The following is a 13346-nucleotide window of genomic DNA, read 5'->3' on the forward strand; positions in this document are numbered from 1 at the left end:
TCACCGGCAGGAACGTGCCGGACGATCCGAGTAAAGGAAGGATTGAGGTCTAGTCCACCAGGGTGAACTCCGCTTGACGCTACCCCGGCGATGTCGGGTCTGTCAGTAGTCGCAGGCGGTGACTTTTTCGGATAATCGTCCGGCACCGCCCCTGCCGCTCCCCCCACCGATGGAGGCGTCCCATGCGGCTCTCCGCCGACGACCGGCGCTCCCTGAAGCGGGTCCTCCAGCGCCGCCGGGCCGCCATATCCCCGGTGACCAGGGGATTTCCCCCACGGCTCCCGGGCCCGGGGCGACGCGCCGAGGGGCTGAGCCAGGAGCAGATGGACGAGCTCCTCGCGCGCGCCCGGGGCACGTACAACCGCCTGGAGAACGGCCGGCTCGCCCACCCCGGCGCGGACCTCCTCACGGCCGTCGCCCAGACCCTCGGGCTCGACGAGCACGAGTGGACCTTCCTGTGGCGGGTGACCCGCAAGGAGAACCCGCCGGGTGCCCTGCACGGCAGCGCCGGCACCGACGTCGCCGGGGTGTGGCGGCGGATCGTCGAGGGGATCACCGGCACGCTCGTGTACCTCAGCGACGTCGAGTACGGCGTCGTCGCCCACAACGAGGACTTCCGCGCCTTCTTCCCCCGCCGCCGGCCCCCCGCCAACGTGATGCGCTGGCTGCTCCTCGACCCGGAGGCCCGCACCGAGGTCCTGGTGGACTGGGCGGACCGCTGGGCACCGGCGATCATGCCCCACCTGCGGCAGACGGTGGAGTCCCGCCCCCGGAACGCGTCGCTGGCCCGCCTGGAGCGGGACGTCCTCGCCGACCCGGTGGCCGGCCCCCTCTACCGCGCCCGCGCGGCCGTCCCCCTCCCGTACGAGGACGGCACCGAACTCCCGGTCCACCACGCCGTCCACGGCCCCGGCCGCCTCACCACCTGCCTCGCCGAACCCATCGTCGCCCCCGGCGCCCGCCTCAACCTCAGCATCTACCTCCCCGACGCCCCCACCCCCGATCCCACCCCAGCCCCCACCCCCGAGGTCCCCCCTGGCTTTCCCCCCGACCGATTTCGGGACCCTGTGTAGAGTGGGCCACGCGCGCGTGCCCGACGTGCGCGCCCGCCGCCTTAGCTCAGTTGGCTAGAGCGCTTGACTTGTAATCTTGAGGTCGTCGGTTCGATTCCGACAGGCGGCTCTGATCATTCAGGTGTCCCGGACCATTCTGGTCCGGGACACTTGTGCGTTACGGGGGAGTGCGGCGCGCCCTTGGCCTGGACGCGCCGGTGGTGTGGGTTTCTCCGGGGAGGGGTGCGAGGGATGGGGCGGCGTTCCGGTGGACTGATCGGGACCTGGGCGGAAGCGCAGCGGGCGGCGCAGCGGCAGCGGGAGGGCCGGCACCAGGCGGTGCTGCGGCAGCAGCGCGACGCGGTGCAGCAGCAGCGGGTGTACGAGCAGGGTCTGGCCCGGGTGCAGCGGGAGCAGAAAGCGGCCTACCGGCAGCACCGGGAGGAGGACGCGCTGCGTCGGACGCGGGAGCTGGACGAGCGGGTCGAGGCTCTGCGGGGACTGCTCGCGGCAGGGTGCCGGGCTCCGGGTTTCGGGGTGGAGTCGCTGCGGCGGGCGGAGGGCGTCGAGCCTTTCGCGCCGGGTGCGTTGGGGCAGCCGGTGGCCATGCCGGAGCAGCGGAACTACCACGGGTTCGGGGCGCGGGAGCGCTTCGAGCGCGACTGGTACGCGGCGCAGGCGGCGGAGGCGAGGCGGGTGGAGACGCTGACGGCCTACCGGCGCGAGTACGACGCCTGGGCGGCGGCCCGGCTCGCCGAGATCCGTGCGCACAACGCCGGGATCGAGGGGACGGCGGCGGCGCTGCGCGCGGGGGACGCGGACACCGCGGTGGAGTTCTTCTCGGCGGTCCTCTTCGCTTCGACCGCGTGGCCGGAAGGATTCCCGCGCGAGGTGTCGGCGGCGTACGACCGGCCGGGTCGGACCCTGGTCCTCGACTGGGGCCTGCCGGGGTACGAGGTCGTGCCGGAGGCGAAGGGCGTGAAGTACCTGCCGAGCACCGACCAGGAGAAGGAGGTTCCGCGGCCGGTGACGCAGCGGCGGGCGCTGTACCGGGACGTGCTCGCGCAGAGCGTGCTTCTCGCGGTGCGTGAGCTGTACGCCGCGGACCGGTTCGGGGCGCTGGACGCCGTCGCCCTGAACGGGTACGTGAGCGGGGTGGATCCGGCGACGGGCCTGGACGCTCGGGTGTGCGTGGCGTCGGTGGTGGTGGAGAGGCAGGCCTTCGAGCGGCTGAACCTGGAACTGGTGGGGGCCGTGGAGTGCCTGACGGGGGCGCTCGCGGGGCGTCTGGCGGCGAAGCCGGAGGAGCGGGCGGCCGTGGTTCCGCTGCGGGAGCCCGGGCAGGTGGGTTCCGATGTGGTGGTGCAGGGGGACGGTGAGGAGCCCGATCTGCTGTCCATGGATCCGATCGCCTTCGAGGGGCTCGTGGCCGAACTGTTCCGCGCGCGGGGGCTGCAGGCCGTGACCACGCGCCGGTCGAACGACGGCGGCGTCGACGTCGAGGCTCTCGATCCCGACCCGATCAGCGGGGGTTCGATCGTGGTGCAGGTGAAGCGTTACCGGAACACCGTGCCGCCCTCCGCCGTCCGGGATCTCTTCGGCACCGTGCAGGGCGCGGGGGCGAACAAGGGGGTGCTCGTCACCACCTCGAAGTTCGGGCCCGGTTCGTACACCTTCGCCAACGGCAAGCCGCTGACGCTGATCTCCGGGACCGAACTCGTCGACCTGCTCCATCAGCACGGTCTGCGGGGCCGGTTGGGCGGAGGCGCCACGACACCGACGCCGGCGGCGACGCCCGTGTCCGCTCCCGCCGAGGCGGCCGATGACTTCAACCTGCTGGGCATGGTGTGGTCGGGAGCCGCCGCCCTGGACGTGTGCGCGCTGGTCTGCGCCGGGGACCGGGTCCTCGGGGACGACTGGTTCGTCTTCTTCAACAACCCCGCCACGCCCGACGGTTCGGTGGCGATGGTGCCGGCCGTACCGGGTGACCGGGCGGCCGTGCGGGTCGGATTCGACGCGTTGCCCGCGCGGGCGGACCGGCTGGTCCTCGTCGCGGCCGTGGACCCCGAGGTGAACCCCGAGGCGGACCTGGGCGGATTCACGGAGGCCGGGATCCGGCTGCGGGACGACTCGGGTGCCGAGCTCGACCGACTGGAGGTGTCCGAAGGGCGGCCGGGCGAGACCGCGCTCGTCCTCGGGTCCTTCCGGCGTCGGGCTGGCGGTGACTGGGACTTCGTCCTGGGCGGCAAGGGGTACCGGGGTGGTCTTGAGGAATTGGTCGGGGACTTCGGGATCGAGGTGGAGTGAGGGGCCCGGGGGAGGGCGGCCTGACGCCCTCCCCCGGTGCGCGTCAGCGGCCCGCGATGCGGTTGGCCCAGTGGGCTGTGCGGGCCGTGGCGGGGGTGTGGGTGGTGGCCTCGTGGTGGTCGGCGGCGCGGTAGGCGGTGTAGAGGGTGTGGACGCCGAGCCAGCGGAGGGGTTCCGGTTCCCAGGTGCGGACCTTGTGGTTCACCCAGGGGAGGGTGGTGAGGTCGGTGGGGCCGGACTGGCCGGAGTCCTGGCGGATGAGGTCGCGGAGGGTGCGGGCGGCGAGGTTGGTGGTGGCGACGCCGGAGCCGACGTAGCCGCCGGCCCAGCCGAGGCCGGTGGAGCGGTCGAGGGCGACGGTGGCGCACCAGTCGCGGGGGACGCCGAGGACGCCGGACCAGGCGTGGTCGACGCGGACGCCCGCCAGCTGGGGGAAGAAGCGGATCAGGAGGTCGTGGAGGGCCCGGACCGTCTGGGGCTGGGTGCGGCCGTCGTTGTCGGTCTTCGAGCCGTAGCGGTAGGGGACGCCCCGGCCGCCGAGGGCGATGCGGCCGTCGGCGGTGCGCTGGGCGTACATGTAGGCGTGGGCCATGTCGCCGAGGGTCTCCAGGCCGTTCCAGCCGATGGACTCCCACTGGGCGTCGGTGAGCGGTTCGGTGGCGATCATGGAGGAGTTCATGGGGAGCCAGGTGCGGCGCTGTCCCGAGAGGGAGGCGGTGAAGCCTTCCGTGCAGCGGAGCACGTAGGGGGCGCGGACCGTGCCGTAGGGGGTGACGGCGTGCTTCGGCTTGATCTCCGTGACCGGGGTCGACTCGTGGATCGTCACGCCGAGGGCTTCGACGGCTGCGCGCAGGCCGTTGACCAGCTTCACCGGGTGGACGCGGGCGCCGTGCGGGGTCCAGGAGGAGCCGACGGCGCCGGCGACGCGGATGCGTTCGGCGGTCTCGCGGGCGCCGTGGATCTCCCGGTCCGTCTCGCCGAAGGCGTGCTCGACGGCGTGGAACTCCTTGAGGCGGGCCAGCTGGGCGGGGGTGAGGGCGACCTCCAGGACGCCGCCGCGGTGCTGGTCGGCCTCGATCTTCTCGGCGTCGAGGACGTCGAGGACCTCGGTCACGGTGGCGTTCATCGCCTGCTGGAGGCGGACGGCGGCGTCGTGGCCGTGCAGCTTGGCGTAGCGGTCGCGGCCGGCGATGCCGTTGTAGAGCCAGCCGCCGTTGCGGCCGGAGGCGCCGTAGCCGCAGAAGCGGGCTTCCAGGACGACGATGTCGAGGAAGGGCACCGCCTTCTTCAGGTAGTAGGCGGTCCACAGGCCGGTGTAGCCGCCGCCGACGATGCAGACGTCGGCGGTCCGGTCGCCGGGGAGCGGCTCCTGCGGCTCCGGCAGGCCCTCCTGGGCGAACCAGAAGGAGATGCCGCCATTGACCGTGCTGGTGTTCATGTTGTCCCTCTTCCCGGTGCGTGGCGGGAGGGTACCGGGGGCGTTGGTCCTCTGGAAACGGGTCTTTCGGCGGCCGGTGGCGGCCGGCGGCGCGCCTAGGTTCGGGAGTGCGGATTTCGTCGCTCCGGAAGGATCCCCCCATGGCTGTGCGCAGGACTCGGCGTGCCCTCGCGGGCATGGCCGCCGCGGGTCTCATCGGCCTTGCGGGGGTGGGGTGTTCGTCGTCGGACGGTTCCCCGGCGGACGCGGGCGGGAAGGCCGCGGCGGAGCGCGTGGAGGTGTCGGGCGCGCTGCCGTCGGCCGTGGACGGCACGAAGATCGTCGTCGGTGACGCGGACGCGCCGCACACGGTGACCGTGTACGCGGATCCCCGCTGCCCCTACTGCGCGAAGTTCGAGGCGGGCGGGGGCGCGGTGCTGACCGAGCGGGCCGCGCGGGGGGAGCTGAAGGTCGAGTACGTCCTCGCCTCCTTCCTCGACGCGCGGACCGGCGGCACGGCCTCGGCGCGGGCGGCGAACGCGCTGCGGGCGGCGGCGGACGCGGGGCCGGGGACGTTCGCCGCGTTCCAGGCGGCGCTGTTCGCCGCGCAGCCGGCGGGCGAGCCGGAGGACGCCTTCACCGCCGACGACCTGCTGCGGATCGCCGACCGGGTGGAGGGGCTGCGGGGCGAGGCCTTCGACCGGGCGGTGCGGGAGGAGTCGTACCGGGCGTGGGTGGCGGACGCGGAGCGGGCCTTCGAGGCGTCGGGGGTCGGCGGGACGCCGACGGTGCGGGTGGACGGCGAGGTCCTGGACGGCGGGGCCGGGCTGTACGACGCGGCGGAGTTCGGGAAGCTGCTGGACGGGGCGCTCGGGTCGTAGGGTCGGGGGGTGATCCACGTACCGGCTGAACTCGCCGAGTCCCAGGCCCAGTACAACGGCGAGGCGGGGCGGGCCTTCGTCGCCGCGCTGCCCGGGCGCGCCGAGGAGTTCCTCGGCCGGTGGGGGCTGCGGCTCGACGGGCCGTCGCTGCACGGGGTGGCCTCCCTGGTGCTGCCGGTGGAGCGGGCGGACGGCACGCCGGCGGCGCTGAAGCTCCAGCTCCTCGACGAGGAGACGGCCGGGGAGGCGGCGGCGCTGCGCGCGTGGGCCGGGGACGGAGCCGTACGGCTCCTGGAGCACGATCCGGAGACGGGCACGATGCTGCTCGAACGGGCCGACGAGAAGCGGCACTTGTCGCGGCTCGGGGACGAGCGGGAGGCGGTACGGATCCTGGCCGGGCTGCTCGCCCGGCTGTCCGCGGTCCCGGCGCCGCCGGGGCTGCGGCGGCTCGACGCGATCGTGGCGCGGATGCTCGCGCGCGTGCCGGAGGCGGTGGCCCGGCTCGGTGCGCGGGACGCGGCGCTGCTCGCCGACTGCGCCGCCGCCGTGCGGGAGGTGGCGGGCGAGCCGGGGGACCGGCTGCTCCACTGGGACCTGCACTACGACAACGTGCTGGGCGCGGAGCGCGAGCCGTGGCTGGTCATCGACCCGAAGCCGCTCTCCGGCGACCCCGGGTTCGAGCTGCTGCCGGCGCTGACCAACCTCCCCGACCCGGATCCGGCCGTGATCCGGTGGCGCTTCGACCTGCTCACCGAGCGGCTCGCGCTCGACCGCGAGCGGGCACGGGCGTGGACGCTGGGGCGGGTGCTCCAGAACGGGCTGTGGGAGGTCGAGGAGGGCGAGGACGAGCTCGACGACGACCAGGTGGGCATCGTGCGGGCGCTGCTGGCACGCTGAGGGCATGATCCGTACCGCCACACCCGCCGACGTGCCCGTCATCCACGCCCTGATCCGTGACCTCGCCGCGTACGAGAAGGCGCTCGACGAGGTCCGTGCCACGCCCGGGCAGCTCCACGAGGCGCTCTTCGGCGAGCGGCCGGCCGCCTTCGCGCACATCGCCGAGACCGAGGACGGCGAGCCGGTCGGCTTCGCGCTCTGGTTCCTCAACTTCTCGACCTGGCGCGGGGTCCACGGCATCTACCTGGAGGACCTGTACGTCCGTCCGGAGGCGCGCGGCGGCGGCCACGGCAAGGCGCTGCTGACCGAGCTGGCGCGGATCTGCGTGGAGCGCGGCTACGAGCGCCTGGAGTGGTCGGTGCTGAACTGGAACCGGCCGTCGATCGACTTCTACGAGTCGCTGGGCGCCCGCCCGCAGGACGAGTGGTCGGTGTACCGGCTCACGGACGGGGCCCTGGCGGCGCTCGGCGGGCGGGGCCAGGTGTAGGAATGCCCCATGTGCAATGACGACAAGGACCACGGTCACGACATGGGCGTCGAGGCCCGTTTCCAGCGGATCACCGACTTCATCGAGGCGCGCCTGACCCCGCTCTTCGACCCCGCGAACGGCAGCGACCACGGCTTCGGGATGGACGACACCTCCCGCGCCCTGCGGGCGCTGCGCTACACCGTGCAGGCGGCCTCGCAGGTCTCCGGGCTCGTGGAGAAGCGCGAGACGGCGCCGGAGCTGCGTCAGGTGGTGGACCAGGCGCTGGAGCACAACTGGGACGCGCTGCGCTCCATCGCCCGGATGTGGGAGGACCACGAGGACTTCCGGAAGGAGTTCAAGGCGCACTCCTGGGACGTCCTCGGCGTCTGAGGCGCCGTTCGGGTCCCCTACGGGACGAGTACCACCTTGCCCATCGTGCCCCGGGTCTCCAGGGCGCGGTGGGCTTCCGCCGCTTCGGCGAGGGGGAAGCGGTGGACGGCGGGGCGGAGGGTGCCGTCGGAGGCGGCGGCGAGCGCGGCGAGTTCGAGGGCGCGGACGTCTCCGCCGGCCTTCTGGATCATGACGGGGCCGAGGACGGAGCCGGACGTGATGCCGCGCGCGGCGAGTTCCCCGTCGGTGAAGGTGAGGGGTTCGCCGTCGTGGAGTCCGGCGCCGGACCAGCCGAAGACGAGGTGCTGTCCGCCCTTGCCGAGGAGGTCGACGGCGGCGCGGCCGGTGTCGCCGCCGACGGAGTCGAAGACGACGGTGGCGGTGCGGTCGCCGAGGAAGGCGCGGACCTCGGCGGGCCAGTCGGGGCGGGTGTAGTCGACGGCGAGGTCGGCGCCGTTCTCGCGGACGCGGGCGACCTTGGCGGGGCCGCCGGCGAGGCCGACGACGGTGGCGCCGGCGTTCTTGGCGTACTGGACGAGGAGGGTGCCGATGCCGCCGGCGGCGGCGGGCACGATCGCGACCGAGTCCGGGCCGAGCGCGGTGAACTGGAGGATGCCGAGGGTGGTGCGGCCGGTGCCGATCATGGCGACGGCCTCGGCCTCGCCGAGGTGGTCGGGGAGTGCGTGGAGGCGGGCGGCGTCGGTGACGGCGAGCTCGGCGTAGCCTCCGGGGTTCATGCCGAGGTGTGCGACGACGCGCTTGCCGAGCCAGGACGGGTCGGTGCCCTCGCCGACGGCGTCGACGGTGCCGGCGACCTCGCGGCCGGGGACGGTGGGGAGTTCGGCGGGGGCCGGGAAGGGGCCGGGGGCGCCCTGGCGGAGGGCGGTGTCGAGGAGGTGGACACCGGCGGCGGCGACGGCGATGCGGACCTGGCCGGCGGCGGGGACGGGGTCGGGGACCTCCTCGTGGGTGAGGTTCTCGGCGGGGCCGAAGGAGTGGAGGCGGATGGCGTGCATGACGGTTCCCCTGACGTCGTTCGCGGGCGGACGGGACAAGCCTCGTACCTGAACCTTGCTTGAGGTCAAGGGGCAAGGGTCAAGGGGGCAAGGGGGCAGGGGGGCAGGGGGCAAGGGCGCCGCGGGCGGGTTTCGGCGGGTTGTCGGCGGCGTGGGCCACCATGGGGTCCATGAAGCGAACGACCAGGCCGCCCCGCCGGGTGGAGCTGCGGCTGCCGCCCCTGGAGCCGTACGAGGGCGGCCTCGCCCCCGACGGGGACTACGACGGCCTGGAGCTGGCCGGGCTCGATCTGACGGGCGCCTCGGGGGAGGGCGCCCGGTTCCTGGACTGCCTGGTGCGGGAGTGCGCGCTGGACGGGGCGCGGCTGACGGGGGCGCGGTTCCTGGACTCGCGCCTGGAGGCGGTACGGGGCGTGGGCACCGATCTGGCGGGGGCGCAGCTGCGGGACGCGGAGGTGCGGGAGGCGCGGTTCGGGGGGACGCAGCTGCACGGCTCGGCGTGGGAGCGGGTGCTGGTGCGGGGCGGCAAGTGGGACTACCCCAACCTGCGGGCGGCGACCCTGCGCGACGTCGTCTTCGAGGGGTGCGTCCTGGTGGAGCCGGACTTCGGCGGGGCGACGCTGGAGCGCGTCGCCTTCGTGGACTGCGAGCTGGTCGGGGCGGACTTCGCCGGGGCGAAGCTGACGGACGCGGACCTGCGCGGGGTGCGGCGCCTGGAGATCGCGCGCGGGGTGGAGTCCCTGGCGGGCGCGGTGATCTCCTCGGTGCAGCTCCTCGACCTGGCCCCGGTCCTCGCGGCGCGGCTGGGGGTGCGGGTGGAGGACTGAGCACCCCCGGAGCGCGGGTCTACTTCACGCGGGGGAAGCGGGCCTGGAGGGCCCAGACGGCCGGGTTGTCCGCCAGGCCCTCGTGCATGTCGGTGAGGTCGGCGATCAGGTCGTGGAGGAAGTCCCGGGCCTCGCGGCGGAGTTCGGTGTGCGCGAAGGTGAGGGGGCGTTCGTCGCCGGGCATCCAGTCCGCCTCGACGTCGACCCAGCCGAAGCGGCGCTCGAAGAGCATCCGGTCCGAGGACTCGGTGAAGTCGAGCTCGGCGTACTGGGGGCGGGAGGCGCGGCTGCCGGCCGGGTCCCGGTCGAGCCGCTCGACGATGTCGCAGAGCGCCCACGCGAAGTCGAGGACCGGCACCCATCCCCAGGCCGTGGACACCTCGCGGTCCTCCTTGGTGTCCGCGAGGTACACGTCGCCGCAGAAGAGGTCGTGCCGCAGCGCGTGGACGTCCGCGCCCCGGTAGTCGGTCTGCGGGGGGTCGGGGAAGCGCCGGGAGAGGGAGTAGCCGATGTCGAGCACCCACCGATGGTGTCACGCTCCCGGGCCCTGCGGTCCCAGGGCCCGGTGGCCACCGGCCTGGCGTCCCCGGTCCGGTGTACTCCGCCCGGCGTCCCCGGCCCGGCGTACTCCGCCTGGCGTCCCCGGTCCGGTGTCCCCGGCCCGGTGTCAGGCGCGGTGGGTCGCCCGGGCCAGCCGCGGGCCGAGCCAGCGCTTGAGGCGGCGCAGGGGCTCCAGGCTGCCGGCGGCGCGGTCGAGGCGGTAGTAGAGCTGCGGGGGGATGTGGGGGAGGAGCGGGGAGTGGCGCTGGCCGAGGAGGGCGAACATCCGGTCCGGCTCCAGGGTCATGTAGCGGGGGAGGTTCTCGTACCACTGGGCGCTCAGGCGGGCCGCGCTCTGGGCGGAGACGAGTTCGGCGCGGCGGCGCCGGCCGTAGACGGTGAGGGCCGTCTCCAGGTCGTCCGGGTGGGTGCGGAGGGCTTCGGCCAGGGCCAGGGCGTCCTCCAGGGCCAGGGTGGTGCCCGCGCCGATCGAGTAGTGCGTGGTGTGGGCGGCGTCGCCGAGGAGGACGGTCCGGCCGTGGTGCCAGGCGCGGGTGGTGAGCGTGCGGAAGCGGAGCCACTGGGCGGGGTCGGCGCCCCGGTCGCGGCCGATGAGGGCGTGGCCGTCGAGGAGGTCGTGGAAGAGCTTCTCAAGGAGGGCGAGGCAGTCGCCCTCGGGCATGGTGTCCAGGCCCAGGCCCGTCCAGGTGCCGGGGGCGCACTCCACGACGCAGGTGGAGCGCTCGCCGCTGAAGCCGTAGGCGTAGCACCAGATCCAGCCGTGCGCGGTCTCCTTGAAGGCGAAGCTGAAGGAGTCGAAGACCTTGCCGGTGCCGAGCCAGATGTACGGGTTGCGGCCGGTGGTGAAGGCGGTGCCGTAGTGGTCGGCGTGGGCCTCGCGCAGGACGCTGTTCACGCCGTCGGCCGCGACGACCAGGTCCGCGCCGGCCAGTTCCGGGGCGTCCGGGCCCGCGATCGGGTGCTCGTACGCGACCTCCACGCCCAGCCCGGCGGCCCGGTCCGCGAGGAGCCCGAGCATCCGGCGGCGGCCGATGCCGAAGCCGGCGTCGCCGCGGTGCACGGTCCGCTCGTCGCGGACGATCGCGAGGCCGTCGGTCCACGTCACCGAGGCCTCGGCGACGGCCGTGGCGGACTCCGGGTCGCCCGCCCGCAGCTTGTCGAGGAGCCCGGCCCAGTAGGTGACGCCCCAGCCGTAGGTGGAGCCGGCCGCGTTCCGCTCGTACACGGCGATCTCGTGCGACGGGTCCTGGCGCTTGAGCAGGATCGAGAGGTACAGGCCGGCGGGCCCGCCACCGACGACGGCGATCTTCACGTGCGCTCCCGAGGAGAACATGACACTGTGCAGTGGAACGACAGCGCACGGTAGCAGTCCCGGGGGGCTCAGGGGAGCAGGCGCTGCTCCTTCGCGACGGCCACGGCGCCGGCCCGCGTGTCGACGCCGAGCTTCGCGTAGATCCGGCCCAGGTGGGTCTTGACGGTGGCCTCGCTGATGAAGAGCGCGCGGGCGATCTCCTTGTTGCCGAGGCCGTGCGCGAGCTGGCCGAGGATGTCGCGCTCCCGGTCGGTGAGCGAGGGGCCCGCGGCGCCGCGCATCCGGTCCATGACCCGGCTCGCGACCGGCGGGGAGAGCGCCGTGCGCCCCTGGGCGGCGGAGTGGATCGCGGCGAACAGCTCCTCGGGCCGCTCGGCCTTCAGGAGGTAGCCGGTGGCGCCCGCCTCGATGGCCCGGGTGATGTCGGCGTCGGTGTCGTACGTGGTGAGGACGAGGACGTGGACGCCGGTGGGCGCGATCCGGCGGGTCGCCTCCACGCCGTCGATGCCGGCGCCGAGCTGGAGGTCCATCAGGACCACGTCCGGCTTCAGCTTCGCGGCCATCGCGACGGCCTCCTCGCCGCTGCCGGCCTCCCCGACGACCTCGATGTCGGGGGTGGAGCCGAGGAGGGCGAGCAGTCCGGCGCGGACGACGACGTGGTCGTCGCAGAGGAGGATGCGTACGGTCACGGACCTGCCTTCCGTCAGAGGGGCTCAGAGGGGCTCAGAGGGGTTCAGAGGGTCAGGGGGATCGCGGCGGAGAGCACCGTGCCCTCGCCGGGGGTCGACTCCACCGTAAGCGTGCCGCCCAGCTGCTGGGCCCTGACCCGCATCGCGGGCAGGCCGTGGCCGCGGACGCCGCCGCCGTCGCGGGCGGCCGAAGGGTCGAAGCCGCTGCCGTCGTCGGCGACGTCCAGGACGACCTGGTCGTCGAGGTAGGTGAGGGTGAGGGCGGCGGAGGTCGCGCCGGCGTGCTCCCGGATGTTGGCGAGCGCGCCCTGCGCGATCCGGAGGAGCGCCGACTGCGCCCGGTCCGGCAGCGGCACCGGCGTGCCGTCGACCCGGAAGGCGGCCGACTCGCGCTCCGCGAGCCCGCGCAGCGCCTGCTCCAGGCCGCCGCCCTCGGCGAGGTCGGCGGGGGCCAGGTCGTGGACGAAGCGGCGGGCCTCGGCGAGGTTCCGCTCGGCGATCGACTCGGCGGTACGGACGTGCCGGCGGGCGGTCGACGGGTCGCTGTCCCAGGTGCGGTCGGCGGCTTGGAGCAGCATCTGCTGGCTGGACAGGCCCTGGGCGAGGGTGTCGTGGATCTCCATGGAGAGCCGCTGCCGCTCGGCGAGGGTGCCCTCGCGCCGTTCGATCGCGGCGAGTTCGCGGCGGGTGCGGATCAGGTCGTCGATGAGGGCGCGCTGGCGTGCCGCCTGCCGGTCGGCGTGGACGAAGACGCCGGTGGCGATGGCGGCGACGGCCGGCGGGGCCACGATCAGGTTGGGGTCCCAGCCGCCGTGCGAGAGCTGCACCTGCGCGAAGACGACGAAGGCGGTGAGGAGGGTGACGAGGACGAGGGCGGCCCGCGCCGGGAGGGTCCGCAGGCCGGTGTAGAAGAGCGGGACCGCGCACCAGGCGAAGCTGGGCGCGAGGACGACGAGGACCACCCAGACGGCGACGACCGTGCACAGCCAGGCGATGCGGCCGGGGGTGGCGCGGCTGCCGAGGACCGGGCCGAGGAGGTAGAGCGCGGCGAGCGCGACGGAGAGCGCGACGATCCAGAGGCCGCGGTCCTCCCACTCGTGGCGGATGAGGAAGCGGATCAGGGAGGCGCCGAGCAGCAGGAAGAACGCGACGTGCATGACGCGCGCCAGCCACCCGGCGTCCGGGTCGTGCGGCTGCCCGCCGCGCGGGGCCTGCCCGTACGGGGCCTGACCGTACGGAGCCTGGCCGCGTGGGGCCTGACCGTACGGAGCCTGGCCGCGTGGGGCCTGCCCGTGCGGAGCCTGGCCGCGTGGGGCCTGCCCGTGCGGGGCGGGGGAGGGGTCTTGGGGGTGCCGTGCGTGCCGGCCGGTGCGGTCCACCGTCTCGCCTCCTTCGCGGGCCGTGCTCGGTGGCGCGCCCTCGCGGGGCCGCGCTGACCTGGGTGTACGTATCCATGCTGACCCGCGAGGACCACACGGGCATCAGCCGATCGGCTGACCCCCGCATCGTCCGGTGCGCGCCGCGAGGG

General features: G+C 74.3%; 14 protein-coding genes and 1 tRNA gene. 9 read left to right on the top strand and 6 right to left on the bottom strand.

From position 1 onward, the window contains the following. The first annotated feature begins 182 nt into the window (after positions 1-182). From ABZ621_RS24540 to ABZ621_RS24550, 3 genes are all read left to right on the top strand, one after another. Complete coding sequence (locus tag ABZ621_RS24540) at positions 183-1073, top strand: helix-turn-helix domain-containing protein (RefSeq protein WP_360607977.1); 891 nt, start codon at positions 183-185, stop codon at positions 1071-1073. A gap of 35 nt (positions 1074-1108) precedes the next feature. Beyond that, positions 1109-1182 (top strand) — tRNA-Thr (locus ABZ621_RS24545). A 122-nt stretch (positions 1183-1304) separates the two neighbouring features. Then, positions 1305-3359: a restriction endonuclease gene (locus ABZ621_RS24550; protein WP_360607979.1), complete on the top strand. Its 2055-nt coding sequence runs from the start codon at positions 1305-1307 to the stop codon at positions 3357-3359. Positions 3360-3402: 43 nt separating this feature from the next. Here ABZ621_RS24550 and ABZ621_RS24555 read toward each other — a convergent pair whose 3' ends face one another. Next, positions 3403-4797, bottom strand: a complete 1395-nt coding sequence (locus ABZ621_RS24555; protein WP_360607981.1) for an FAD-binding oxidoreductase — start codon at positions 4795-4797, stop codon at positions 3403-3405. A gap of 140 nt (positions 4798-4937) precedes the next feature. Between ABZ621_RS24555 and ABZ621_RS24560 the strand changes: the two genes are divergently transcribed. The 4 genes from ABZ621_RS24560 to ABZ621_RS24575 are packed head-to-tail and all read left to right on the top strand — an operon-like array spanning position 4938 to position 7413. After that, positions 4938-5657 (top strand): thioredoxin domain-containing protein, encoded by a 720-nt coding sequence (locus ABZ621_RS24560; protein WP_360607983.1) that lies wholly within the window; start codon positions 4938-4940, stop codon positions 5655-5657. 9 nt (positions 5658-5666) lie between these two features. Then, positions 5667-6554 (top strand): aminoglycoside phosphotransferase family protein, encoded by an 888-nt coding sequence (locus ABZ621_RS24565; RefSeq protein WP_360607985.1) that lies wholly within the window; start codon positions 5667-5669, stop codon positions 6552-6554. A gap of 4 nt (positions 6555-6558) precedes the next feature. Then, positions 6559-7041, top strand: a complete 483-nt coding sequence (locus tag ABZ621_RS24570) for a GNAT family N-acetyltransferase (protein WP_360607987.1) — start codon at positions 6559-6561, stop codon at positions 7039-7041. Between the two features lie 9 nt (positions 7042-7050). Beyond that, a complete protein-coding gene (locus ABZ621_RS24575) occupies positions 7051-7413 on the top strand; it encodes a hypothetical protein (protein WP_360607989.1) in 363 nt (120 codons plus the stop codon). A gap of 17 nt (positions 7414-7430) precedes the next feature. Here ABZ621_RS24575 and ABZ621_RS24580 read toward each other — a convergent pair whose 3' ends face one another. Continuing rightward, the gene (locus tag ABZ621_RS24580; RefSeq protein ID WP_360607991.1) at positions 7431-8429 is read right to left on the bottom strand and encodes a zinc-binding dehydrogenase; all 999 of its coding nucleotides are present in this window, start codon (positions 8427-8429) and stop codon (positions 7431-7433) included. Between the two features lie 170 nt (positions 8430-8599). On the opposite strand from ABZ621_RS24580, the gene ABZ621_RS24585 reads away from it, so the two are divergent. After that, positions 8600-9256: a pentapeptide repeat-containing protein gene (locus tag ABZ621_RS24585; RefSeq protein ID WP_360607993.1), complete on the top strand. Its 657-nt coding sequence runs from the start codon at positions 8600-8602 to the stop codon at positions 9254-9256. 19 nt (positions 9257-9275) lie between these two features. On the opposite strand, the gene ABZ621_RS24590 is transcribed toward ABZ621_RS24585, so the two are convergent. The 4 genes from ABZ621_RS24590 to ABZ621_RS24605 all read right to left on the bottom strand — a co-directional run bounded on the left by ABZ621_RS24590 (position 9276) and on the right by ABZ621_RS24605 (position 12975). Then, complete coding sequence (locus ABZ621_RS24590) at positions 9276-9776, bottom strand: hypothetical protein (RefSeq protein WP_360607995.1); 501 nt, start codon at positions 9774-9776, stop codon at positions 9276-9278. 147 nt (positions 9777-9923) lie between these two features. Continuing rightward, positions 9924-11129 (bottom strand): FAD-dependent monooxygenase, encoded by a 1206-nt coding sequence (locus ABZ621_RS24595; RefSeq protein ID WP_360607997.1) that lies wholly within the window; start codon positions 11127-11129, stop codon positions 9924-9926. Between the two features lie 68 nt (positions 11130-11197). Continuing rightward, complete coding sequence (locus ABZ621_RS24600; protein WP_030495583.1) at positions 11198-11818, bottom strand: response regulator transcription factor; 621 nt, start codon at positions 11816-11818, stop codon at positions 11198-11200. A 44-nt stretch (positions 11819-11862) separates the two neighbouring features. Next, entirely contained in the window at positions 11863-12975 is a 1113-nt protein-coding gene (locus ABZ621_RS24605) for a sensor histidine kinase (RefSeq protein ID WP_360607999.1), read from the bottom strand. Here ABZ621_RS24605 and ABZ621_RS24610 point away from each other — a divergent pair. Beyond that, entirely contained in the window at positions 12970-13254 is a 285-nt protein-coding gene (locus tag ABZ621_RS24610) for a hypothetical protein (RefSeq protein ID WP_360608001.1), read from the top strand. The genes ABZ621_RS24605 and ABZ621_RS24610 overlap by 6 nt on opposite strands. Positions 13255-13346: the final 92 nt, after the last annotated feature.

Source organism: Streptomyces sp. NPDC007863 (genome assembly GCF_040633895.1).
GTDB lineage: Bacteria > Actinomycetota > Actinomycetes > Streptomycetales > Streptomycetaceae > Streptomyces.

What these genes read in the sequence shown, in the direction of transcription:
- ABZ621_RS24540 (WP_360607977.1), top strand. Translation starts at nt 183, where the DNA reads ATGCGGCTCTCCGCCGACGACCGGCGCTCCCTGAAGCGGGTCCTCCAG.
- ABZ621_RS24550 (WP_360607979.1), top strand. Translation starts at nt 1,305, where the DNA reads ATGGGGCGGCGTTCCGGTGGACTGATCGGGACCTGGGCGGAAGCGCAG.
- ABZ621_RS24555 (WP_360607981.1), bottom strand. Translation starts at nt 4,797, where the DNA reads ATGAACACCAGCACGGTCAATGGCGGCATCTCCTTCTGGTTCGCCCAG.
- ABZ621_RS24560 (WP_360607983.1), top strand. Translation starts at nt 4,938, where the DNA reads ATGGCTGTGCGCAGGACTCGGCGTGCCCTCGCGGGCATGGCCGCCGCG.
- ABZ621_RS24570 (WP_360607987.1), top strand. Translation starts at nt 6,559, where the DNA reads ATGATCCGTACCGCCACACCCGCCGACGTGCCCGTCATCCACGCCCTG.
- ABZ621_RS24575 (WP_360607989.1), top strand. Translation starts at nt 7,051, where the DNA reads ATGTGCAATGACGACAAGGACCACGGTCACGACATGGGCGTCGAGGCC.
- ABZ621_RS24580 (WP_360607991.1), bottom strand. Translation starts at nt 8,429, where the DNA reads ATGCACGCCATCCGCCTCCACTCCTTCGGCCCCGCCGAGAACCTCACC.
- ABZ621_RS24585 (WP_360607993.1), top strand. Translation starts at nt 8,600, where the DNA reads ATGAAGCGAACGACCAGGCCGCCCCGCCGGGTGGAGCTGCGGCTGCCG.
- ABZ621_RS24605 (WP_360607999.1), bottom strand. Translation starts at nt 12,975, where the DNA reads ATGCACGTCGCGTTCTTCCTGCTGCTCGGCGCCTCCCTGATCCGCTTC.